At 73.5% G+C, this 22,824-nt stretch carries 17 protein-coding genes; 8 read left to right on the plus strand and 9 right to left on the minus strand.

Annotated features, from left to right (window positions below):
• Positions 1-37: 37 nt before the first annotated feature.
• From AB0447_RS00720 to AB0447_RS00730, 3 genes are all read right to left on the minus strand, one after another.
• The gene (locus AB0447_RS00720) at positions 38-1,876 is read right to left on the minus strand and encodes a protein kinase (RefSeq protein ID WP_366474208.1); all 1,839 of its coding nucleotides are present in this window, start codon (positions 1,874-1,876) and stop codon (positions 38-40) included.
• 60 nt (positions 1,877-1,936) lie between these two features.
• Positions 1,937-2,548 (minus strand): hypothetical protein, encoded by a 612-nt coding sequence (locus AB0447_RS00725; protein ID WP_366474209.1) that lies wholly within the window; start codon positions 2,546-2,548, stop codon positions 1,937-1,939.
• Positions 2,549-2,638: 90 nt separating this feature from the next.
• Positions 2,639-3,487: a menaquinone biosynthesis protein gene (locus AB0447_RS00730; RefSeq protein WP_366474210.1), complete on the minus strand. Its 849-nt coding sequence runs from the start codon at positions 3,485-3,487 to the stop codon at positions 2,639-2,641.
• A gap of 237 nt (positions 3,488-3,724) precedes the next feature.
• On the opposite strand from AB0447_RS00730, the gene AB0447_RS00735 reads away from it, so the two are divergent.
• Positions 3,725-3,928, plus strand: coding sequence for a cold-shock protein (locus AB0447_RS00735; RefSeq protein ID WP_030162033.1), 204 nt, complete (start codon positions 3,725-3,727; stop codon positions 3,926-3,928).
• A 259-nt stretch (positions 3,929-4,187) separates the two neighbouring features.
• Here the strand turns inward: AB0447_RS00735 and AB0447_RS00740 are convergent, their stop codons facing one another.
• From AB0447_RS00740 to AB0447_RS00755, 4 genes are all read right to left on the minus strand, one after another.
• Complete coding sequence (locus AB0447_RS00740) at positions 4,188-5,912, minus strand: lytic murein transglycosylase (protein WP_366474211.1); 1,725 nt, start codon at positions 5,910-5,912, stop codon at positions 4,188-4,190.
• Positions 5,913-9,333: 3,421 nt separating this feature from the next.
• Positions 9,334-10,728, minus strand: coding sequence for an amidase (locus AB0447_RS00745; protein WP_366474212.1), 1,395 nt, complete (start codon positions 10,726-10,728; stop codon positions 9,334-9,336).
• A gap of 137 nt (positions 10,729-10,865) precedes the next feature.
• On the minus strand, positions 10,866-11,561 hold the full coding sequence (locus AB0447_RS00750; RefSeq protein WP_366474213.1) for an alpha/beta hydrolase: 696 nt from the start codon (positions 11,559-11,561) through the stop codon (positions 10,866-10,868).
• A gap of 74 nt (positions 11,562-11,635) precedes the next feature.
• Positions 11,636-12,889, minus strand: a complete 1,254-nt coding sequence (locus tag AB0447_RS00755; RefSeq protein ID WP_366474214.1) for an MFS transporter — start codon at positions 12,887-12,889, stop codon at positions 11,636-11,638.
• A gap of 380 nt (positions 12,890-13,269) precedes the next feature.
• Between AB0447_RS00755 and AB0447_RS00760 the strand changes: the two genes are divergently transcribed.
• The 3 genes from AB0447_RS00760 to AB0447_RS00770 all read left to right on the plus strand — a co-directional run bounded on the left by AB0447_RS00760 (position 13,270) and on the right by AB0447_RS00770 (position 17,564).
• The gene (locus tag AB0447_RS00760) at positions 13,270-14,232 is read left to right on the plus strand and encodes a LacI family DNA-binding transcriptional regulator (RefSeq protein WP_366474215.1); all 963 of its coding nucleotides are present in this window, start codon (positions 13,270-13,272) and stop codon (positions 14,230-14,232) included.
• Between the two features lie 565 nt (positions 14,233-14,797).
• Positions 14,798-15,991 (plus strand): thiolase family protein, encoded by a 1,194-nt coding sequence (locus AB0447_RS00765; RefSeq protein ID WP_366474216.1) that lies wholly within the window; start codon positions 14,798-14,800, stop codon positions 15,989-15,991.
• A gap of 133 nt (positions 15,992-16,124) precedes the next feature.
• On the plus strand, positions 16,125-17,564 hold the full coding sequence (locus AB0447_RS00770) for an aldehyde dehydrogenase family protein (protein ID WP_366474217.1): 1,440 nt from the start codon (positions 16,125-16,127) through the stop codon (positions 17,562-17,564).
• Positions 17,565-17,571: 7 nt separating this feature from the next.
• On the opposite strand, the gene AB0447_RS00775 is transcribed toward AB0447_RS00770, so the two are convergent.
• Positions 17,572-18,114 carry a hypothetical protein gene (locus tag AB0447_RS00775; RefSeq protein ID WP_366474219.1) on the minus strand — a complete coding sequence of 181 codons (543 nt, stop codon included), beginning with the start codon at positions 18,112-18,114 and terminating at the stop codon, positions 17,572-17,574.
• A 114-nt stretch (positions 18,115-18,228) separates the two neighbouring features.
• On the opposite strand from AB0447_RS00775, the gene trxA reads away from it, so the two are divergent.
• From trxA to AB0447_RS00795, 4 genes are all read left to right on the plus strand, one after another.
• Positions 18,229-18,615, plus strand: a complete 387-nt coding sequence (gene trxA / locus AB0447_RS00780) for a thioredoxin (RefSeq protein ID WP_366474220.1) — start codon at positions 18,229-18,231, stop codon at positions 18,613-18,615.
• 83 nt (positions 18,616-18,698) lie between these two features.
• Positions 18,699-20,156, plus strand: coding sequence for an NAD(P)/FAD-dependent oxidoreductase (locus AB0447_RS00785; protein ID WP_366474221.1), 1,458 nt, complete (start codon positions 18,699-18,701; stop codon positions 20,154-20,156).
• 88 nt (positions 20,157-20,244) lie between these two features.
• On the plus strand, positions 20,245-21,465 hold the full coding sequence (locus AB0447_RS00790; RefSeq protein ID WP_366474222.1) for a T4 RnlA family RNA ligase: 1,221 nt from the start codon (positions 20,245-20,247) through the stop codon (positions 21,463-21,465).
• A gap of 3 nt (positions 21,466-21,468) precedes the next feature.
• Positions 21,469-22,386, plus strand: coding sequence for an AAA family ATPase (locus AB0447_RS00795; protein WP_366474223.1), 918 nt, complete (start codon positions 21,469-21,471; stop codon positions 22,384-22,386).
• An 82-nt stretch (positions 22,387-22,468) separates the two neighbouring features.
• Here AB0447_RS00795 and AB0447_RS00800 read toward each other — a convergent pair whose 3' ends face one another.
• Positions 22,469-22,747 carry a DUF2087 domain-containing protein gene (locus AB0447_RS00800; protein WP_366474224.1) on the minus strand — a complete coding sequence of 93 codons (279 nt, stop codon included), beginning with the start codon at positions 22,745-22,747 and terminating at the stop codon, positions 22,469-22,471.
• Positions 22,748-22,824 lie beyond the last annotated feature (77 nt).

Raw genomic sequence — 22,824 nt, forward strand, 5'->3', positions numbered from 1 at the left:
AGAGAGGTCCGGACCGGCCCAGCCTACGCCAGGGCTGTCAAGGGCTGCGGGTGAGGTCGCCCTGAGGGTTTCCGGCGGGGCCGTCACCGGACTTGTAGTGCAGGGTGCCGTCGGCGTTGAGGGTGAAGCGTTCCTCGGCGGAGCCGTTGGAGCAGATGCCGGGGGCGGGGTTGGTGCCGCCGGAGTTGTCCAGCACGAGGGAGCGGTCGGTGGCGGAGGCGAGCTTCCAGTCGTCGCTGCAGTCGGTGCCGAGCACGGCGACGACCGACTTGTCGCGGGCGACGACTTGGCCGGTGCGGCCGGCCTTGATGGTGATCTCGAACTCGCTGGAGACACCGAGGCGGGTGGTGGTGACGGTGCCCTTCCAGGTGCCGACGAGCTCCTTCGGTACGTCGTCCCGGGCGGCCCCGGGCCCGGCGCCGGTGGGGCGGCTCGCGGCCGGGGGCGAGGCGGCGGGGGTCCGGCTGTCGCTGCTGTTCCCGCTCGCCGCGTCGTGGGACCGCCCGCCGGTGCCGGGCAGCAGCCCCGTCCCGTACAGGCCGCCGGCCAGCGCCGCGACCACCGTGGCGGCGGCCAGCACCACGGTGCAGCTGAAGCGGCGCCCGGCCGCGGTGACGCTGACCTGCCGGCCGCCTGCGTCCGGGGTGGTCTCGGCCGGTGTCCCGTACGGTCCGGGGTCCGCCCGGTACGAGGCATCGGCCGGGCCGAACCCCGCCGATGCGGAACCCGCCGGTGCGGAACCCGCCGGTGCGGAACCCGCCGGTCCGGAGCCGGCCGTGCCGGTCGGCCAGTAGGAGGGGTTCCCGGCCGTGTCCGCCGACCCGGCGGGACCGGCAACCGGGTACCCGTAACCGGCCCGGGGCGCGCCCGGACCGCCGGCACCCGGCCAGGACGGGCCGGACCCTGCGGCGGAGGCGGGATACCCGTAGCCGGGCGGGGATGCCGGGGCGGGTGGGGATGCCGGAGCGGACAGGGATGCCGGGGCGGACGGCGCGTCCAGGTTCAGGAGGTCGACCGCAGCCCGGCTCGCCTGCTCCACCAGCGGCGCCGGCAGCCAGCCCGGTACCGCCAGGGCCCCGTCCAGCACCGCCGCGATGCGCTCCGGCGTCGGCCGGTCCCCGGGGGCCTTCGCCAGGCAGGCGGCCACCAGCTCGCGCAGCTCCCCCGCCGGCAGCAACCCGAGGTCGGGCTCCTCGTGCACCACCTTGTACAGCAGCGTCGCCGAGTTGTCCCCGGTGAACGGCGGCGCCCCGGTCGCCGCGAACGCCAGTACCGCGCCCAGCGAGAACACGTCCGCCGCCTCGGTGACCCCCTTGCCGAGGATCTGCTCCGGCGACATGTAGCCGGGCGAGCCGACCGAGACGCCGGTGGAGGTCAGGGAGGCCGTGCCGTCCGTGGCCCGGGCGATGCCGAAGTCGATCAGTCGCGGCCCGTCCAGGGTCAGCATCACGTTCGACGGCTTCACGTCGCGGTGCACCAGCCCCAGCCCGTGCACCGCCACCAGCGCCCGGGCCAGCCCCAGCCCGACCGCCCGGACCGCCGGCTCCGGCAGGGGGCCGTGCGCGGCCAGCGCCCGGTCCAGCGAGGGACCGGCCACGTACCCGGTCGCCACCCACGGCACGGCCGCGTCCGGATCCGCGTCCAGCACCGGAGCCGTCCACTCGCCGCCCACCCGGCGGGCCGCCGCCACCTCGCGCCGGAACCGGGCCCGGAACTCCTCGTCGGAGGCGAAATGCGGGTGCACGATCTTCACCGCGACCGTCCGGCCACCCTCGCTGCGCCCCAGGTAGACGCGGCCCATGCCGCCCGCGCCGAGCCGGCCGAGCAGGCGGTACGCCCCGATGACCCGCGGCTCCCCGTCGTCCAGCGGCTGCATGGCGTCCCCTCCCCCGTGACACTGCCTGACTGCCCGCACAGTAGCGGGACCGGGCATCCCTCAGGCGGTGCGGCGGCGGAGCCTGCCCCAGAGGATGAAGGCCTCCAGGGCGGCGAACAGCCCGGCGCAGGTCCACAGCGTGGCCGTCGAGGGCCCGTCGGCCTTCTCAGCCAGCCGGGCGGGCAGCCAGTCCTCCGGGTCCACCACCACGGCCACCAGGTCGTCCACCCGGTGGTGCTGCGTGCAGCTCACCCCGATCCGGCCCGCATGGACGGTGGCGACCTGGCAGGTGTGCCGCGTCGGCCGGCTCGTCCGCTTGTACCGGTCGACGTCGACGATCATCCCCTGGTGCCGGACGCCCCGCTGCTCGATCACGATCTCGTCCAGGGTGGGCCCGAGGAACAGCATCAGGGCGAACCCGGTCACGGCGACACAGGCCCCCGGACCGGCCCCGCACAGCGCCCAGGCGGTGCAGAGCACCACCAGCGAGAGCACCGTGGCGAGCGCAAGCCACAGCACGTTGAGCGGTTGCGCGAGCCAGCCGCTGAACGCGATGAGCAGGGGGGTGAGCACCAGGAGGGCCAGGGTGACCGACCCCCGTTTACGGGCCGGCGGCTGCTGCTTCCGCTTCCCCGCGACCCCCGCCGAGACGCCTTCCTGCACTCCGGCCATCCCCAAACTCCCCCGTTCCGGCGGCAATTCGGCGCAGGCGAATTGCGTGCGCGCTGAACCAGAAGAATTTCACAGGCAATTCGGGGCCTGCTACCGGGCCAGCAACTCCACCTTCACGTCCGCCGGGAACCCGGTGGTCGGGCCGGTACGGCGGGCGAATTCGCGTACGCCGGCCAGCTGCTCGGCGCCGAATCGGAAGTCGAGGGTGGTGAAGTACCGCTCCAGCAGGCCGGCGTCGAATGCCTCCCAGCGGGCCGCCTGCTCGGCGACCTTGGCGACCTCTTCCAGCGAGAGGTCACGGGAGGCGAGGAAGGCCTCGTGCACGTTCCGCACCACATGCGGTTCGCGTTCGAGATAGTCGCGGCGGGCCGCCCAGACCGCGAAGACGAACGGCAGCCCGGTCCATTCCTTCCACATCAGCCCCAGGTCGTGCACGGCGAGCCCGAGCCGGGGCGCGTCGTGCAGGGAGGCCCGCAGGGCCGCGTCGCCGATCAGCACGGCGGCCTCGGCCTCCTGCATCATCACCCCCAGGTCCGGGGGGCAGCTGTAGTACTCGGGCCGTACGCCGTACTGCTCGGCGAGCAGCAGCTGGGCCAGTCGTACGGACGTACGAGAGGTGGAGCCCAGGGCCACCCGGGCCCCGTCGAGCTGCTCCAGGGGCACCTGGGAAACGATCACGCAGGACATGACCGGGCCGTCGCAGCCGACCGCGAGATCGGGGAAGGCGACCAGGTCGTCGGCGTTCCGGAGGAATTCCACGAGGGTGATGGGACCCATGTCCAGCTCCCCGTCGACCAGCCGCTGGCTCAGCTTCTCGGGGGTGTCCTTGGTCAGCTCCAGGTCCAGCAGCGTGCCCGTCCGGGCCAGCCCCCAGTACAAGGGCAGGCAGTTCAGGAACTGGATGTGGCCGACCCGCGGCCGGCTGCGATAGGGGTCCACATCGCGAGACTAGCCCGCACGCAGCCGTCAGCATCTTCGAGGGTCTCAAACGTCCGGGTGACGTGATCTTTCCCTCTGGTCTCCCGAGGACTCTGCGTGCTAGGCTCGACGCAAGTTGCAGTTTGGTTTCCCTTGCAGTACGAAGCCTGCGGAGCATGTAACCCGCAGGCTTTTGTAGTTTTCAGACTTCTTAGCAGGTTCTGGAGCAGGGCGACCCTTTGGCCCATAGGAGGGCTCATGGCTACCGGAACCGTGAAGTGGTTCAACGCTGAAAAGGGCTTCGGCTTCATCGCCCAGGACGGCGGCGGCCCGGATGTCTTCGTCCACTACTCCGCGATCAACGCCTCTGGCTTCCGCTCCCTCGAGGAGAACCAGATGGTGAACTTCGACGTCACGCAGGGCCCGAAGGGCCCGCAGGCCGAGAACGTCACCCCGGCCTAATCGCCTGGGCCAACCGGATCGCGGTTGGATTAGCAGTACCCAAGGAGCCCTGCCTCTTCCGTGGGAACGGAGGAGGCGGGGCTCCTGCCTTTTTGCTGCCCTTGCCACCTTGCGCCGCCTTGCGCCGCCCTTTGTTGCCCTTTGCTGCCTTTGCCGGTGACCCGGCGTCCTGGACCCGTGACCGGCGCTGCACGCACGCGCACGGGCCGTGAGCGGGATGCTCACGGCCCGTGCGCGTGGAGTGGCAGTCGTGAAGGGATCAGCCCTGCGGCTGGGTCTCCAGTTCCGGCGCCTTCTCCACCACCAGGTCGAGGACCAGCTCGACCCCCTCCGGGGTGGACAGGCGCAGGTGGTACGTACCCGGCTCGACCTTGACCGTGTAGATCCACGGCAGGGTGACCTTGCCGTCCGCGTCCGTGGCGGGCAGCTCCAGGGTGCGGAGCTGCTTGCCCTCCTCGTCCTTGAAGAACGGGCCGGTGCGGTCGTCGGCGGCGACCGGGACCCACTCGCCCTTCTCGTTCTTCTCGACCATGGCGGCCGTCAGGACCGACCCGGCGAACGCCTTGCCGTCGGTCCCGGTGACCAGCAGCTCCTGCGGAGCGAAGCTGGAGCCGGCCGGCACCTTCAGCGGCTTGTCGTCCGTCCGGGCGATCTTCGCGGCGACCGGCTTCGGCGTGACCTTGCCGTCGAAGTTCACGGTGAAGGCGCGGGTGCCGTAGAGGGTGGCGCGCAGCGTGAAGGTGCCGCCCTTGCCGTTGTCGCCGGCCTTGATCTTCGGCACGGCCACGATCCCGTCGGCGTTCGTACGCAGGACCACGTGGTCCTCGCCGTCCTTCGCGAAGGCCGTCCCGCCCGTCGTGTCGTCCCTGATCTCGAAGACCACGACCTCGTTGGCGGCCGGCTTGCCATTGCTGAGCACGGCCTTGACCTGCGAGGAGGGCTGGAAGACCGCCCCGGCCTCGGCCGTCAGGGTGCGCTCGCCGAGCTGCTCCAGCCCGGACACCGTCGCCGGCGGCGGGGTGGGCTTCACCGGCGGGGGCGTCGGCTTCACCGGAGGCTTGGTCGGCGGCTTGGTCGGCGGCTTCACCGGGGGCTTCACCGGCGGGGCCGGCGGACGGATCACCGGCGGCGGAGTGACCGGCGGCTGCGGAGTCGGGACCGGCGCGGTCGGCGGCGGGGTCGGGTACGTCCCGGCGGGCGGGTTCGGTATCCCGCCCGCGCCCTTCTGGTACTGCCGCATCCAGCCCGTGACCGTGTTCACGTACTCGCGCGAGTTGTTGTAGCTGAGGATCGCCTTGTCGAGGTGGGCCGGGTTGGACAGGTCCCGGTCGCCCGCGCACAGGTACAGCCCGGCGCCGAGCGCCGCGTCGTAGATGTTGTTCGGGTCCCGCTTGCCGTCGCCGCTGCCGTCGGCCCCCCAGGTCGCCCAGGTGGACGGGATGAACTGCATCGGGCCGATCGCCCGGTCGTACTGCGTGTCCGCGTCCCACTCGCCGCGGTCGGTGTCGCGGATCTCGGCGAAGCCGTTGCCGTCGAGCCGGGGCCCGCGGATCGGCTTCTCCGTGTACCCGTCCGTCTTGAGGCCGTACCCGGAGGCGTGCACGGACTCGACCCGGCCTATGCCGGCCAGCAGCTGCCAGGGCAGGTTGCAGTTGGGCAGCGCGGCCTCCACCGAGGTCGCGGCGCGCTGGTACGCCTCCAGGGCGGTCGCGGGTATGCCGGAAGCGCCCTCGCCGGTCCCGGTGCCCGGGGCCGTGCCCGGGCCGGTGCCCGGCGCCGGAGGGTTGGCCACCAGATCGGGAAGGTCGAGCCGGGCGTTGCCGCGGTCGTTCGCCTGGGGACTGTCCGGGGTCGGCTCGGACTCCCCGGCATCGGCGGTCGGTGTGTTCGTCACCACGGCAGCCGTGGTGAGGCTGGCGGCGAGCGCGGCGGTGCAGAGCACCTTGCGCGAGGTGCTGACGAGATGTCGGTGAAGAGGTTTCACAGTGCGGCGATCCCCCCAAGACGAGCTGTGAATATCCACTGTTTATCAGGTCCCCGAAGCCGACTCGCCGTCCCCCCACGGCTTTGTGACACACCGTCCATCCCATTCCACCGGTATTCGCCCCGACATCCGAAAGAGGGCGTTTGTCCTCCGCTCGACTTGGCCGAAGAAGAAGGGCCTGGGTGGGCGGGGCGTGAGGGGGCCGGGGTGAGTTGAGGGGGGTACGGAGGCAGGCGCGGGCGGGCTTCTTTGGCCCCCGGGGCGGGGCGGGGGTGGGGCGGGGGCCTGGGGGCTTCGGGGGGACGGAAGCCAGGGGCTGGGTGGGGGTGTGGGGCGCGCGGCGCGGGCCTGCTTCTTTGCCCCCCGCTCGGGGGCGGGGCGGGGCGGGGGTGTGCCGCCCACCCCTGCAGGCTTCGGTTGGACGGAAGCCAGACACCGGCAGGGGTACGGGGCGCACGGCGCAGGCCTGCTCCTTTGCCCCCCGCTCGGGGGCGGGCCAGGGCGGGGGTCTGCCACCCACCCCTGCAGGCTTCGCTTGGACGGAAGCCAGACACTGGCAGGGGTACGGGGCGCACGGCGCGGGCCTGCTCCTTTGCCCCCCGCTCGAGGCCAGGCCGGGACGGGGGTGTGCCACCCACCCCTGCAGGCTTCGCTTGGACGGAAGCCAGAGGCGGTCGGGGGTGCGGGGCGCACGGCGCAGGCCCACTCCTTTGACCCCCGCTCGGGGCCAGGCCGGGACGGGGGTGTGCCACCCACCCCTGCAGGCTTCGCTTGGACGGAAGCCAGACACTGGCAGGGGTACGGGTTGCGGGGTTTTGCTTGGGCGGGGTCGGAGGGTGCCCGGGGGCTGCCCGTCAGTCCAGTGTCCGAGCGTGCCGGTCCGGGCCGTCAAGGGCGCTCCTTCGTCGCGTCGCTTCGCGATGTCGCTGCGCTCCACCCTTGACTGCCCGGCCCGGCCCGCCCAGACAGAGACTGTCGGGCGGCCCCCGGGGGGATGGCATGGGGGACCTTTCCCACATGCGGCCCCGCCCAGCCGGTCGGGCGGCGGCTGTCGCCCGACCGGCCGCCCTTCGGGCGGACAGCTCCACTTCCCCGAAGCCAGACCCGGGCAGCAGACCCAAACGACAGGGCGCGCCGGATCGCTACGCGCTTCTCTCGGCATAGCGTCTCCGGACCGCCTGTGGCCGGACATAAGCCGCCCACGATCGCGGCACGCTTCTCCCGCCTCAGCGTCTCCGGACCGTCTGTGGCCGGACATAGGCCGCCACCGGCCACCACGTGCTCCTGCCGTCCCAGCGTCCCCGGGGCGCCTGTGGCCGGACATAGGCCGCCACCGGCCACCACGTGCTCCTGCCGTTTCAGCGTCCCCGGGTCGCCTGTGGCCGGACATAGGCCGCCCACGATGCGGCGCTTCTGCCGTCTCAGCGACCACCACCCGTCTGGGGCCACCAAATGGCGCCCATATGCGGGCAATCCGGGCGGCGTGCGCAGGCTTTGAGGTGTTGGTGGTCGCCTGTCGGGCTCTGACTTCCATCTCCCCGTCATTCAGCCGCCAAGACCACCCCAACCCGCCCCGAATCGGTGGCGGCCCATGCCCAACCGCGGCCGGTCCGTCAGTCGCATAGACGAGAGGAGCCTGTTGTGGCCGGTGGCGGTCTACGTCCGGCCCCGGCCGGTCTGTCAGTCGCCGAGACGAGAGGAGCGTGTGATGGCCGGTGGCGGTCTATGTCCAACCACAGGCGGTCGGTCTGCCGCCTGACGGCCTGCAGTCGTCGCGGTCGGTGGGGCGGCCTATGTCCGGCCACAGACGGGACGGGGACGCTTGGCCGGGAGAAGCGCGTAGCGATCCGGTGCGCCCTGTCGTCCGGTCCTGCTGCCCGGGTCTGGCTTCGGGGGAGTGGAGCTGTCCGCCCGAAGGGCGGCCGACCCGCTCACGCTGCCGGGCAAGCTGCTGGGCGGGGCCGTATGGGGTCCTGTCCCCCTGCCCTTCTTTCGGGGCTTCCCGACAGTCCTTGTCTTTCCGGGGCCGGCCGACCTGTCAAGGGTGGAGCGCAGCGACATCGCGAAGCGACGCGACGAAGGAGCGCCCTTGACCGGGCGGACGGACACGGAACGACACTGGGACTGCCGGGAAGGCCCCCCGCCTGCTCCTCCGATTCCGTCCAGGCGAAGCCCCGGCACCCTGTGGCCCCGCCCAACCGACCAGCCTGGCCTGGCCGAGCCCGCCCCGGCCAGCCGCCGCTTCAGCAGTGAGCGGGGTCGCGGCCTGGTGGGCCGCTGCGCGGAGCCTTTCCCCTGCCCGCCCCTTCCCGACCTGGGGCTCCGCCCCAGACCCCGCGCCTCAAACGCCGGCGAGGCTGGAAAGCGGGCTCCGCCCCAGACCCCGCGCCTCAAACGCCGGCGAGGCTGGAAAGCGGAGCCACGGCCCGGCCTCCGCAACCACCCCGGCGGGGCGGGGGAGCGGGCTTCGCCCCGGACCCCGCGCCTCAAACGCCGGCGGGGCTGGAGAGCGGGGTCCTCGCCCGACCCCCGCAACCCGCGGGCCGAGGCCGATAGTGGGGCTTCGCCCCAGTCGCGGCCGGGGAGGTACCGCCCAGCAGGCCGGCGGGCCCGCGGCACGGCGACCGCAACCCACCCCGCCGAGGCTGTCAAAGCGGGGCTTTGCTCCGGGTGAGGGCCGGCGGGTACCGCCCAGCAGGCGCGGGCTCGCGCCCCAGGCCCCGCAATCCAGCCGGCCGAGGCCTGAGAGCGGGGCTCCGCCCCGGTGGGCGGCCGGGTGCGTACCGCCTCGGCAGGCCGGGAGGCCCGCGCCCCGGACCCGGTACCTGCCTGTGCCTCGGACTCCGTCCCGCCGAAGCCCCGAGTGGTGGGTGGTACACCCCTGCCTCGCCGCGGCTCCGAGCGGGGGGCGAAGACGCGGCCTGCGCCGTGCGCCCTGCAGCCCCTCCCGGTGTCTGGGTTCCGTCTGGCCGAAGCTCCCAGGGGTGGGTGGCCCACCCCTGCCCTGCCCCGGCCCCGAGCGGGGGCAAAGGAGCGGGCCCGCGCCGGGCGCCCCCGCAGCCCCCGCCCCGCCCCGGCTCCCTGTGGAGCGAAGATGCGGCCCGCGCCGGGCGCCGGGTGTCCCGTCCCGGTGTCTGGGTTCCGTCTGGCCGAAGCCTCCAGGGGTGGGTGGCATACCCTGGCTCGCCCCGGCTCCGAGCGGGGGGCGAAGAGGTGGGCCCGCGCCGTGCGCCTCCGCAGCCCCCCGCGCGGCATCCGGGTTCCGTCCCGCCGAAGCCCCCCGGGGTGGGTGGCACACCCCGCGCCGCCCCCGCCCCGAGCAGGGGGCAAAGGAGCGGGCCCGCGCCGGGCGCAGGCCCGCCCGCCCCCGCCTCGGCTCGGGACGCGAGAAGGGCCGCCCGCGCCGTGGGTTCCGTACCGCTCACGACCCCGCGGGCGGCCGGCGTTCTCCCCAGTTCTGGTCTGCTTCCAGTTGTGCGGCCAGGGAGATGAGGAGCGGTTCCGAGTCGGAGGGGCCCAGGAGTTGGGCGCCCAGGGGGAGGCCTGAGGGGGTGAAGCCCGCCGGGACGTTGACGGCCGGCCAGCCCAGGACGTTCCATGTCCAGGCGTACGGGCAGGCGGCGATCATCGCCCGGTCCGTGGCCAGGGCGCCCAGGCCCGACAGGGCTCCGATCGGCAGGGGCGGGGTCGCCGTGGTGGGGGTGAGTACCACGTCGAAGCGGCCGAAGATCTCCCCGATGCGGCGCTGCAGCAGCGGCTCGGCCCGGCGCGCCGCCCGCAGGGCGAGGCCGCCCAGCAGGCGGCCCGTACGCATCGTTTCGCGCGTCCGCGGGTCCAGCAGCTCCGGGTCCGGGACGCGGGCGGCCCACTCGCGCACCCCGCTCGTCGCGCGCGGCACGAAGGTCAGGCCGATCTGGCCGTACCGGGGGTCCTCCGGGACCACCTCGTGGCCCAGCGCCTCCAGCCGTCCGGCCAGCCGCTCAACGGCCGAACGTACAATAGGGTCCAGGGACTTGGGCGTCGCAGTGAAGGCCATGCCGAAGGACAGGGCGATCCGCAGGCGGCGCGGCGGCGCGCTCGCCGCGGCCGCGGACGCCGAGATCGGCGCCGGCCGGTGCAGGTCCTCGGGATGCGGACCGCTCGCGGCGTCCAGCAGCAGTGCCGCGTCCGCCACCGTACGGGCGAGGACGCCGTTCACCGTGAGGCCGCGGAAGGACTCCGGGTCCGGCCAGGTCGAGATCCGTCCGCGCTGCGGTTTGATGCCCACCAGATGGGTCCACGCGGCGGGGATCCGCACCGAGCCGGCCCCGTCGGAACCGAGCGCGGCCGGTACCAGCCCGGCGGCCACGGCGGCGGCCGAGCCGCCCGAGGAACCGCCGGGCGTGTAGGCGGTGTTCCACGGGTTGCGGGTGTTGCCGAAGGCCGGCCCCTCGGTGACGGGCCACTGGCCGAGCTCGGGACTCGTCGTCTTGCCGACGATCACCGCACCCGCCGCCCGCAGGCGGCGGACCGCCTCGCTGTCGGCCGGCTTGCGGGGGAAGTCGCCCGCGCACCCGAACGCGGTCGGTTCGCCCGCGACGTCCATGTCGTCCTTGACGGCCAGCGGCACGCCCAGCAGCGGCAGCCGCTCGCCGGCGGCCAGCCGGCGGTCCGCCGCGTCCGCCTCGGCGAGCGCGGCCTCGCCGCGCACCACCCGGAAGGCGTTGAGTTCGGGCTGGGAGGCGGCGATCCGGCGTAGCGCCTCCTCCGTCAACTGCCGTGCGGAAACCGTGCCTTCAGCGAGAAGCCGGACGGTCTCCGCCAAGCCGGCGGACACCTGCCCCGTCGAGGCGAGCCCTGCTCCCTGTCCTGTTCGCTCCGTCGATACCGAACCACCTGCCGACACCGGACCTCCCCGTTACTCGTCGGTAAGTGGACAGTAGCGGTGAGGATTCGGCCCCTGCTAGAGCCTGATCAGATCCACCCTTCCAACGAGGCCATGAACCCCTCGAAGTCGTCCCGGTGGATGGTGTGACCGGCGCCCGCCACCGAACGGACCTCGAACCCGCGGTCCTTGAGGATCGCCGCCCGGTCCTCGGAGATCAGGAAGCTCGGGTCGGCGAGCTGCACCAGAGACGGGACCACCGGCGCGGTCGGCAGCAGATCGGTGCCGAACAGCGGGGCCAGGCTCAGTGCGGTGGCCTCGTCCCACACCGCCAGGGTCGCCAGCTCGATGTCGACGTCCGCCTCCTCCCAGCGCGGGTTCATCGCCCGGATCTGTTCCCTGGGCGCCGACTTGAACTCGGCGAACATCTCCGGCCCGAAGCCCTCCTCCGACGAGGCCAGGTGCCACGCCGGGTCGGAGAACACCGCACGCTGCGGCTTCAGCCGGTCCACGGCCAGGGACAGGGTCAGACCGCCGAGCGAGTGGCCGATGGCGAGCGCCGCGCCGGCGGGCAGGGTCTCCACCACGTCGTCCGCGAAGAGCTGCGGGCTGTACGCGCCCCGGCCGCTCGCGCCGTGACCGCGCAGGTCCACCGCGATCACGCGGTAGCCGCGCTCGGCGATGGCGGGGCCCACTCGGCGCCAGGTGCGGTGGTCGGCCATGATGCCGTGGATGAGCAGGGCGATGCGGTCGCCCTCGCCCCAGGTGCGGGTGTGCAGCTGCACGGTCGTGCCTCTTTCGGGATGGTGGTACGGACGGAAGTCGTGTCGGCGGAGCGGATGCGGAGAAACAGGGCAGTTCAGCGCACGCTGCGGATCGGCTTGACCGCCAGCGCCCCGGCCACCGACAGGACCGCGGCCACGATGAACAGGGCGGTGTAGCCGCCGCTCGCGGACACGATCAGCGAGGCGATGAACGGCGCGACGATCTGCGGACCGGCGTTGGCGATGTTGAGCACGCCCATGTCCCGGGCCGCGTCCTCCGCCTTCGGCAGCACCATCGTCACCAACGCCGTGTCCACGGCCATGTAGCAGCCGAATCCGAGCCCGTTGACCACGGCGAAGGCCAGCATCGCGGTCCAGCCGGTCGACAGGGCCGGGATCAGCAGGCCGAGGGCGGACAGCAGGGCGGAGGCGCCGACGAACAGCTTGCGACGGTCGAAGCGGTCGGAGAGCCAGCCGCCCAGAACGGTCGACACCACCATCGCCACGCTGGTCAGCGGCATCATGACCGCGACCGCGGCCTCGGGCTCCATGCCCGCCGGCAGGATGGTGTGGTCCTGGAGGATGTACAACTGGTAGCCGCTCACCGCGAAGTAGCCGAGCACCAGCAGGGCCCGTCCGATGAAGGCCCACCGGAAGTCGTGGTCCTTGAGCGCGCCCGCGAAGGCGGCCAACTGCGCCCGGACCGGCATCGGCGCGCGGGCCGGCAGCCGCTCCTCGCGGGTGCAGGCGGTGAACAGGACGCCGGCGGCCGCCACCATGGCGCCGAAGACGAGGTACCCGGTGCGGTAGTCCTCGGAGAAGGTGGCGCCGAGCAGCGCGCCGAGCGTGGACCCGAACGGCAGGCCGAGGCCGACGGCCGCTGAAGCCTTGCCGCGGGCGCCCACCGGAACCCGGTCGGGCACCACCGAGGTGATGGCGGCCTGGTAGACGTTCATGACGGCCTGGCCGAGGCACCAGGCGATCATGATCAGCAGAAGGGTGTCGGCGAAGCCGAGCAGCACCATCGCCGGGATCGCGGCCAGGCCGCCGCCGAGGATCCAGGGATTGCGCCGCCCGCTGCGGTCGGAGAGGGCGCCGGCGACCGGATTGAAGACCGTGGCGAAGATCGCCGAGACCCCCGCTATCAGGCCGAAATTGGCGACCTTGCGTGCCGGATCGATGTCCTCGACCTGAAGCGCGAGCAGGACTCCGGCGACGCCGACGTAGAGCGCATACATGGCGGTGTTGCCGACGAGCAGCAGGGGGAGCAGGCCGCGTCCGGGAGCGGAGGGGCCGGACGCGTCAGGGGTGGCGGCGGTGGTGCCGGTGCCGGGGGAGGAAAGGGCCACGGTGCCCTCCTGGGCGGGGTTCTGCGAGCGGATGAGGGGGTGCGCGCCGCCCTGTCGCGACGGCGGGGGTGCGACGGAACGCGACAGGGCGACGGCACGACGGGACACGTGGAAGCGGCACGCCGGATGGGCTGTGGCATCCGGGTTACACGTGTCAATGAATCGTGTAACCACTGTGTAGCACCCGTTTCCGGCCATCCGCTAGCCCCCGGGCGCAACCGGTCTGGAAAGATGCCTCGGCAATGAAGTCTCAGTCACCAAAGTCGCCCGGGCCGCCCCAGCCGCCCCAGCCGGCCGAACCGGCCGAACCGGCCGAACCGGCAGACCCGCCGGCCCCGGCCCCGCCCACGGCTCCCGCCGCCGTTCCCACCAGCGCCGACGTGGCACGCCTCGCGGGCGTCTCGCGCGCGACGGTGTCGTACGTCCTGAACAATGCGGAAGCCGTCCGCATCAGCGAACCCACCCGGCGGAAGGTCCGCGAGGCCGCGGAGGAGCTCGGCTACGTCCCCCACGCCGCCGCGCGCAGCCTGCGGGCCGGCCACACCCGGATCGTCCTCCTGCCCACCTCGCACGTCCCGGTGGGCCCGCTCTACAGCAGCTTCCTCAACGAGTTGCAGTGGGCGCTGCGCCGCCTCGACTACACCGTCGTCCAGTACGGCAGCGTGGGCCTCAGCGGGGACCAGGCCGCTCGCGCCTGGGCCGAGCTGCGGCCCGTAGCGGTGATCTCGCTCGGCGAGATCACCCTCACGGCCCGCAACGTCACCACCCTCAAGCGGGCCGGGGCCCGCGCGGTGATCACGCTCGGACCGGAGAGCGTGCCGGGTGCGCACGCGCTGGTGATGGACCAGCAGGAAGTCGGTGCACGGGCCGCGGCGCATCTGTCGGAGCGCGGCTACCGCCGGATCGGGGTGATCGTCCCCGAGGAGGACGGTCTGGAGCTCTTCTCCGCCCCGCGCCTGGCCGGGGCCCGGTCCGCGGCGGGCGAGGCGGAGGTGCAGGCGCTGCCGATGAGCTACACGGAGGATTCGGCCACGGCGCTGGCGGCGCGCTGGCGGCAGCTCGGCCTGGACGCGGTGTTCGCGTACAACGACGAGTACGCGATGCTGCTGATGCGGGCCCTGCAGGACGCGGGGCTGCGGATCCCGGAGGACGTGGCCGTGATCGGCGCGGACGATCTGCTGCTGGGGAGGCTGCTGCGGCCGCGGCTGAGCACGGTCCGGATCCGGATGCCGAGCGGGGACCTGCTGGCGTCCCTGGTGGACCGGGTGGTCCGCGAACCCGCGGAGGCCCGGGAACTCCGCGACCTGATGTCGGCCCGGGCCGTCCCCCGCGAATCCACCTGACCCGCAGGGGCCGCACCCCCGCCTGACCGCAGGGCGGGGCACACCGGCGCCCCCCGAGCGGGGCACACCGGCCCCACGGCAGGGCCCGGTGCCCCCCTGCCCTGGGCGCCTCGCACCCCCGTCTGACCGCAGGGGCCCCCCGAGCGGGGCACACCGACCCCCGGCAGGGCCGGGTGCCCCCCTGCCCGGGGCGCGCCAGGGGCAGGCGCCGGGCCCGCCCTGCGGGGCAGAGGCCTCCCCGTCCGGGCCGCACCAGCCACCCCGGCAGGGCCGGGCCCGCCCGGCCGGGAAGAGGCCTCCTTCGTCCGGGGCGCACCAGCCACCCCGGCAGGGCCGGGCCCGCCCTGCCGGGAAGAGGCCTCCCCGTCCCGGGCGCACCAGCCACCCTCCGCAGGGCCGGCCCCGCCCTGTCGGGAAGAGGCCTCCCGTCCTGGGCGCACCAGCCACCCCCGGCAGGGCCGGCCCCGCCCGGCCGGGAAGACCCCCGTTGACAGGCGCTGATCGCCCGGCAGAGACTGCCCACGGCGCGCCCCGCACAGGCGCATCCCCGACTCAGGAGACCCCCATGCCGTCCATCCGCGACGTGTACGTCGTCGACGCCGTCCGCACCCCGATCGGCAAGTTCGGCGGCGCGCTGGCCGGCATCCGCCCCGACGACCTGGCCGCGCACACCGTACGAGCCCTCGTCGACCGCACCCCCGCGCTCGACCCCGCCCGGATCGACGACGTGGTCTTCGGCGATGCCAACGGTGCCGGCGAGGACAACCGGGACGTGGCCCGGATGGCCGTGCTGCTCGCGGGGCTGCCCGTCTCCGTGCCCGGTGTCACCGTCAACCGGCTCTGCGGCTCCGGCCTGGAGGCGGTCGTGCAGGCCGCCCGGGCCATCGCGCTCGGCGACGCCTCGGTGGCCATCGCCGGCGGGGTCGAGTCCATGAGCCGCGCCCCCTGGGTGGTGCAGAAGCCCGAGCGGGCCTTCCCCGCCGGGCACCAGCAGATGTGGTCGACCACCCTCGGCTGGCGGATGACCAACCCCCGCATGCCCGAGGAGTGGACCGTCTCGCTCGGTGAGGGCGCCGAGCTCGTCGCGGACAAGTACGGCATCACCCGCGAGGCGCAGGACGCCTTCGCCCTCGACAGCCACCGCAAGGCCGCCGCCGCCTGGGCCGCCGGGCAGTACGACGGCGAGGTCGTCCCGTACCCGGGTGTGGACCTGGTCCGGGACGAGTGCATCCGGGAGGGTTCCACCCCCGAGGCGCTGGCCCGGCTCAAGCCGGCCTTCCGGTCCGACGGCACCGGCACCGTCACGGCCGCCAACGCCTCCCCCCTCAACGACGGCGCGGCCGCCCTGCTGCTGACCGACGAGGAGGGTCTGGCCGCCACCGGCCGCGAGCCGCTGGCCCGGATCCGGTCGTCCGCGGTGACCGGGATCGAGCCGCAGCTGTTCGGCCTGGGCCCGGTGGACGCGGTGCAGCGGGCGCTCGCCAAGGCGGGCCGCGGCTTCGCCGACCTCACCACCTTCGAGCTCAACGAGGCTTTCGCCGCACAGGCGTTGGGCTGTCTGGCGGCCTGGCCGGAGCTGGATCCGGCGGTGGTCAACCCGCGCGGCGGTGCCATCGCCCTCGGTCATCCGCTGGGTGCTTCCGGCGCGCGGCTCGCCGGTTCGGTCGCCCATCAGCTGGCGGCCGCCGGCTCCGGTACCGGTCTGGCTGCGCTCTGCATCGGCGTCGGCCAGGGCATCGCCCTCGTCCTCGAGCGCTGAGCGATCAATTCCGGTCACCACCGGTATCAACTGCCCAATAACCAAACAGTTTTGGCGTGCCTGGCTGGCTACGATGACCCCTGCCCACCCCCCCTGCCCCCACCCCAGCCACCCCGCCCCCGGAGGCCCTGGCATGCCGCTTCTCGACCCGACCATCTGGCAGGACGGACCGGTGCTGACCGGTGGCACGGCCCCGGTGGTCGAGCCCGCCACCGGGCGGACCCTCGCCACCCTCGCCCTCGCCGCCCCGGCGGACGTCGCCGACGCCGCCGTACGGGCCCGGGCCGCCCAGGCCGAATGGGCGCGGACCACCCACCTGGAGCGGGCGGCGGTGCTCCGCCGGGCCGGTGACCTGTTCGCCGAGCACGCCGAGGAGCTGCGGACCTGGCTGGTGCAGGAGTCCGGCTCGATACCCGGCAAGGCCGACTTCGAGCTGCACGTGGCCGCCCAGGAGTGCTACGAAGCGGCTGCCCTCGCCTCCCGCCCGGCCGGGCAGGTGCTGCCGAGCGAGGCGCCCAGGCTCTCGTACACCCGCCGGGTGCCGGCCGGACTGGTCGGGGTGATCGCGCCCTTCAACGCCCCGCTGATCCTTGCGATCCGCTCGGTCGCCCCCGCGCTGGCCCTCGGCAACGCGGTCCTGCTCAAGCCGGACCGGCGGACGGCCGTCTGCGGCGGCCTGGCGCTCGCTGCGGTCCTCGCGGCGGCCGGGCTGCCGGACGGGCTGCTGCACGTACTGCCCGGGGATGCCGACACCGGGCGGGCCGTGGTCGCCGAACCCGACGTGCGGGTGGTCTCGTTCACCGGATCCACCGCCACCGGCCGTGCCGTCGGCGAACTGGCCGGCCGTCAGCTCAAGCGGGTGCACTTGGAGCTGGGCGGGAACTCGGCGCTCCTCGTGCTCGCCGACGCCGATGTGGAGGCGGCCGTCAACCAGGCAGCCTGGGGCTCCTTCTTCCACCAGGGCCAGATCTGCATGACCGCCGGCCGGCACCTGGTCCATGCCTCCCTGTACGACGACTACGTCGAACTCCTCGCGGCCAAGGCGGAATCGCTGGCGGTCGGTGACCCGTACCGGGAGGAGGTCCACCTCGGCCCGGTCATCGACGCGGTGCAGCGGGACCGGATCCACGCCCTGGTCGAGGCCAGCACCGAGCAGGGCGCCAAGCTCGTCGCCGGCGGCACCCACCGGGACCTGTTCTACCGGCCCACGGTGCTTGCGGGCGTCGCCGACGACACCCCCGCCTACGCGGAGGAGGTCTTCGGGCCGGTGGCTCCGGTCCGTTCCTTCGCCACCGAGGAGGAGGCGGTGGCCCTGGCCTCCGCCGGACCGTACGGGCTCTCGCTCGGCATCGTCACCGCCGACACCGCGCGCGGGCTGGAGCTCGCCGACCGGATCCCGACGGGCATCGCCCACATCAACGACCAGACGGTGAACGACGAGGCGGTGGCCCCCTTCGGCGGGGTGGGCGCCTCGGGCACGGGGGCGCGCTTCGGGGGCGAGGCGAACCTGGACGCCTTCACCGAACTCCGCTGGACCACCGCTCGCCGGACCCCGGCCGCCTGGCCCTTCTAGACCGGCTCTAGATCTGCGCGTCGGGCGGGTCCAGGGGGTCCCGGTCCAGGCCGAGCGGGTGGGCGAGCGCGTGCTCGTACGCGGGGCGCGGGAAGACGTACGGCCCGATGGGGAGGTCGCCCCATTCGGGCCGGTACGGATCCCGGAACCGGGACCAGGTGACGGTGTCCTCGGCCACCGTGATCCGGGCCAGCAGCGGCCCGCACTCCCAGACGCCGCAGGAGCATCCCAGCACCGGAGTGCCGTCCGGGGTTCCGCAGCGGAAAGCGGGGTCGTGTTCGCCCAGGAAGTAGCTCGCCGGGCGGCCGAGTTCGTACTGGGGCATGCCGCCGTGGCGGTAGGCGAGGAAGTCCGCCCGCTGCTGCGCGGTCGCTTCCTCGTCCTCCTCGTCCTCCTCGTCCTCAGCGTCCTCAGCGTCGGCCAGGGCATCCGCTTCGCGCTCCCGGAGGGCACGGGTGGCCTCGGCGACGACCGACCTGAGGTCCGTGCCGTCGACGCGGATACCCCAGATCACGGCGGGGGAGTAGTGGAAGAACTCGATCCGGTGCATGGGATCATCCTGCCTCCGGGGCGGCGCGGAATGCGGGATGCCGGCGGCACGGAATGAAGGCGGCAACCGGCTCGTTCCACGAGCACACGCACGACACACGGAGGTCTGGAGACAGTGGCTACAGTCGAACTCACCAAGGAGAACTTCGACAGCACGGTCAGTGAGAACGGATTCGTGCTGATCGATTTCTGGGCCGCCTGGTGCGGGCCCTGCCGGCAGTTCGCGCCGGTCTTCGAGAAGGCCTCGGAGGACAACCCGGACATCGTCTTCGCCAAGGTGGACACCGAGGCCCAGCCGGAGCTGGCCGCCGCCTTCGAGATCCGGTCCATCCCCACGCTGATGGTCATCCGCGACCAGGTCGCGGTGTACGCCCAGCCCGGCGCGCTGCCCGCGCCGATGCTCGCGGACGTGATCGGCCAGGCGCGGGAACTGGACATGGCGGCGATCAAGGCGAAGATCGCGGAGCAGCAGGCGGGCGGGGACGGCGCGCCGGAGGCCTGAGGCGGCGTGCAGGAGGCCTGAGGCGGCGCGCCGGGGGCGTGAAGCACGTGCGGGCCCGGTGGCCTGCGGTGAGACTGTCCCCTATGACTGAAGCCGTGGAGTACGACGTCGTGGTGCTGGGCGGGGGACCGGCCGGTGAGAACATCGTGGACCGGACCCGGGCCGCCGGGCTCAGCACCGCGCTGGTGGAGAGCGAGCTGATCGGCGGGGAGTGCTCGTACTGGGCGTGCATCCCCAGCAAGGCGCTGCTCCGCCCGGCTCTCGCCCGGGCGGACGCGCGCCGGATCCCCGGGCTCGCCGCGGCCGTCGAGGGCCCGCTCGACCGGGAGGCGGTCTTCGCGCACCGCGATTACTGGACCGGCGACTGGAAGGACGACGGCCAGGTCGACTGGCTGGATTCGATCGGTGCCCACGTCTACCGGGGGCACGGACGTCTCTACGGCAACCGGAAGGTCGCCGTCAGCTCGCCCGAGGGTGAGCACCACGTGCTCTCCGCCCGGCACGCGGTGGTCGTCGCCACCGGCAGCCGGGCGGTCCTGCCCGACCTTCCCGGCCTCACCGGCGCCCGCCCCTGGACCAGCCGCGAGGCGACCTCCGCCCGGCACGTTCCGCCGAGGCTGCTGATCGTGGGCGGGTCGGTGGTGGCCGCCGAAATGGCCACCGCCTGGCAGGCGCTCGGCTCGCAGGTCACGGTGCTGGTGCGGGGCGAGCGGCTGCTGCCCCGGATGGAGCCGTTCGCGGGCGAACTCGTCGCCGAGGCGCTGCGCGAGGCCGGGGCGGTGGTGCGTACCGGGGTGGCCGTGGAGGCCGTCGTACGCGATGGTTCCACCGGGCCGGTCACGGTGGTGCTGGAGGGCGGCGAGACGCTGGAGGGCGACGAGCTGCTGATGGCGACCGGGCGGGCGCCGCGCACCGAAGACATCGGGCTGGAGACGGTCGGGTTGAAGCCGGGCGACTGGATCGAGGTGGACGACAGCCTCCGTTCGACGGCGCACGACTGGCTGTATGCGGTCGGCGACGTCAACCACCGGGCGCTCCTCACCCATCAGGGCAAGTACCAGGCCCGTATCGCGGGTGCCGCCATCGCCGCCCGGGCCGCGGGCGCCGCCGAACCGGCCGGCGCGGCCGACCGCTGGGGCGCGCACCACGCCACCGCCGACACGGCGGCCCTGCCGCAGGTGGTGTTCACCGACCCCGAGGCCACGGCGGTCGGCCCGACCCTGGCGGACGCGGAGCGGGCCGGCCACCGGGTCCGCGCCGTCGACTACGACCTGTCCAAGGTCTCCGGCGCAGGCCTGTACGCGGACGGCTACCGCGGGCAGGCCCGGATGCTGGTCGACCTGGACCGCGGGGTCCTCCTGGGCGCCACCTTCGTCGGCCCGGGCGCGGCCGAACTCCTGCACGCCGCCACCATCGCGGTGGCCGGCGAGGTCCCCGTCGACCGGCTCTGGCACGCGGTCCCGTCGTTCCCGACGATGAGCGAGATCTGGCTCCGCCTGCTGGAGGCCCACCGCGATGCCGAACAGGCCTCCACGACCTGAGGGAGCGGCGGGCTGAGCTGCGGTAATTGGGTGTTCAGCGGGGTCGGGTGCGGGCGAGAATGGGGCCTCGCTATCCGGGAGGAACCCCATGAGCCAGGCGACCCTGACTCTGCATGACCTGATGCCCGCGCAGGAGCTGGCGGACGCCATCGACGCCGGGCACGTCACCCGCAAGTCGCACCCCGAACTGCCGCTGTCCATCTACACGTACACGCGGGTGTGCCAGTACGAGCGGATCTGGAACCGGGTGACCATGCGCTGCCGTGGCCTCGTCGCCGACGACACCACCGGTGAGATCGTGGCCCTGCCGCTGCCGAAGTTCTTCAACGTCGGTGAGCACGAGTCCGGTCAGCCTTACGCGCCCGCCCTGCCGGACGAGCCGTTCGAGGTGTACGACAAGGTCGACGGCAGCCTGGCCGTGGTGTTCCACTACGCCGGCCGCTGGCGGGTCGCGTCGAAGGGTTCCTTCGGCAGCGTGCAGGCCACCTGGGCGCAGCGTCGGCTCGACCGCGCGGACACCGCGGCGCTCACCCCCGGGGTGACCTACCTGGCCGAGATCCTGTACCCGCAGAACCGCATCGTCGTCGACTACGGCGACCGCCGCGACCTGGTGCTGCTCGCCGCCTTCGGCAGCGACGGCACCGAGGTCCCGCTCACCGAGGCCGCCGCCCACTGGGAGGGCATCGGCTCGGTGGTCACCGTCTGGCCGGCCATGTCCCTCGACGAGCTCGTCAAACTCACCGAGTCGAACACGCTGCCGGGCGGTCGGGCGGCCACCGGCACCGACGCCGAGGGTTTCGTGCTGCGCTTCGCGTCCGGCGTGCGGGCCAAGGCGAAGATCGCCGAGTACGTGCGGCTGCACAAGGTGCTGACGGGCGTGACCGAACGGGACATCTGGCGCGCCCACGGCATCCAGCGGTTCGCCGGCATGTCCGTGAAGCGGCTGGCCCAGGGCCTGGGCTGCTCGGTCGCCGAACTCGGTGGTATCGAGGCATCCGGCGGCCGCCCGCTGGACGCCCTGCTGGAGCAGGTGCCGGACGAGTTCGACACCTGGGTGCGCGGGGTGATCGCGGGCCTGGAGGACGCAGCGGCGGCGCGCGGACGCGCGATCGACGAGGCCTACCGCAGCATCGCCCATCTGGCCTCGGACCGGGGCGAGTTCGCCCGCGCGGTCAAGACGCTGCCGGTCGACTCCGGCATCCGCGCGGCCATGTTCCAGCGCCTCGACGGCAAGCCGACCGACCTCCTCGTCTGGCGTGCCGTCCGGCCCGAGACGGCCGACCCCTTCACCACCGATCAGGAGAACTGACCCGTGCCCGTAGTTCACGTCATGACCGGACTCCCCGCCTCGGGGAAGACCACCGCCGCGCGGCAGCTGCAGGCGGAGTCCGAGGGCCGGATGCGCCGCGTCAACCTCGACGACCTGCGCACCATGCTCGACGTCCCGGCGCCCGAGCGGGGCCGCTCGCACGCGCACGAGCGGACCGTCCTGGAGATCCAGGACGCGGCCGTCCGCTCGGCCGTCGAGGGCGGCTTCGACGTGGTCGTCGACAACACGCACCTGACCCCGCACATCCCCAAGCGGCTCAAGGCCGCGGTCACCGGCCTCGAAGCGGCCTTCGTGGTGCACGACTTCACCGGCGTGCCGGTCGAGGAGTGCGTACGGCGCGATGCCGCGCGGGACCGGTCCGTCGGCGAGGAGATCATCCGCATCCTCGCCGAGAAGCACGCGAAGGCCACCAGCGGCGGCTGGCGGCTGACCGCCGAGTGGCTGGGTGCCCAGCCCGCCGGCACTCCGTACCTCGCCGACCCGGCGCTGCCGTCGGCGGTGATGTGCGACATCGACGGCACGCTGGCGCTGCGCGGCGACCGCGGCCCGTACGACTTCACGCGCTGCGACCGCGATCTGCTCAACGTCTCCGTCCGGCAGGCCCTGCGAGCCTTCCGCAGCGCCGAGAACGACACGATCGTGCTGCTGTCCGGGCGCAGCGAGGACCACCGGGCCATCACCGAGGCGTGGCTCGCCGCGCACGAAGTGCCGTACGACGAGCTGTGGATGCGGGCCTCCGACGACGGCCGCAGCGACGACATCGTGAAGGCCGAACTCTTCGACGCACACGTCCGGCACCGCTACGCGGTCCGCGTCTCGCTGGACGACCGCGACCGGGTGGTGGCCCTGTGGCGCCGGATGGGCCTGCCCACCTGGCAGGTCAACTACGGCAACTTCTAGTTCTGCCGGATCGGCCGGGCGCCCTCTCCTTACGGGGCGTCCGGTCGCGGGCCGCCGCCCGGAGCGGCCACGCCTGGAGGAGCTACGACCCGCCCGCCCGCCGGTAGCTGCTGCCGTCCCGGGTCCGGACCAGGAGGCCGGCGATGACCAGGTAGCGCCGCAGGGCGGCGCTGTCCTCGTGCACGGTGTGCAGCGCTTCGTTCACCTCGGCCTCGGTGTACGCGCGGTCGGGCGCGAACAGGGTCTCGGCGAGGTGTGCGAGCAGCTGCTCGCGGCGGGCGGCCTTGCGCGGGATCGCCTTCAGGCGGCCGGTGGCGGTGAAGAGGTCGGACACGGACTGTGCTGCTCGTTGCTCGGACATGCGGGGCAGCCTCGCCGACGGCGGTGGCCCCGGCAACGCATTTTCCGCCCACCGCCGAGCCCTCGGAGCCCCGCTTG

Origin of the sequence: Streptomyces sp. NPDC051211, assembly GCF_040689505.1 — a bacterium.
Taxonomy (GTDB): Bacteria; Actinomycetota; Actinomycetes; order Streptomycetales; family Streptomycetaceae; genus Streptomyces.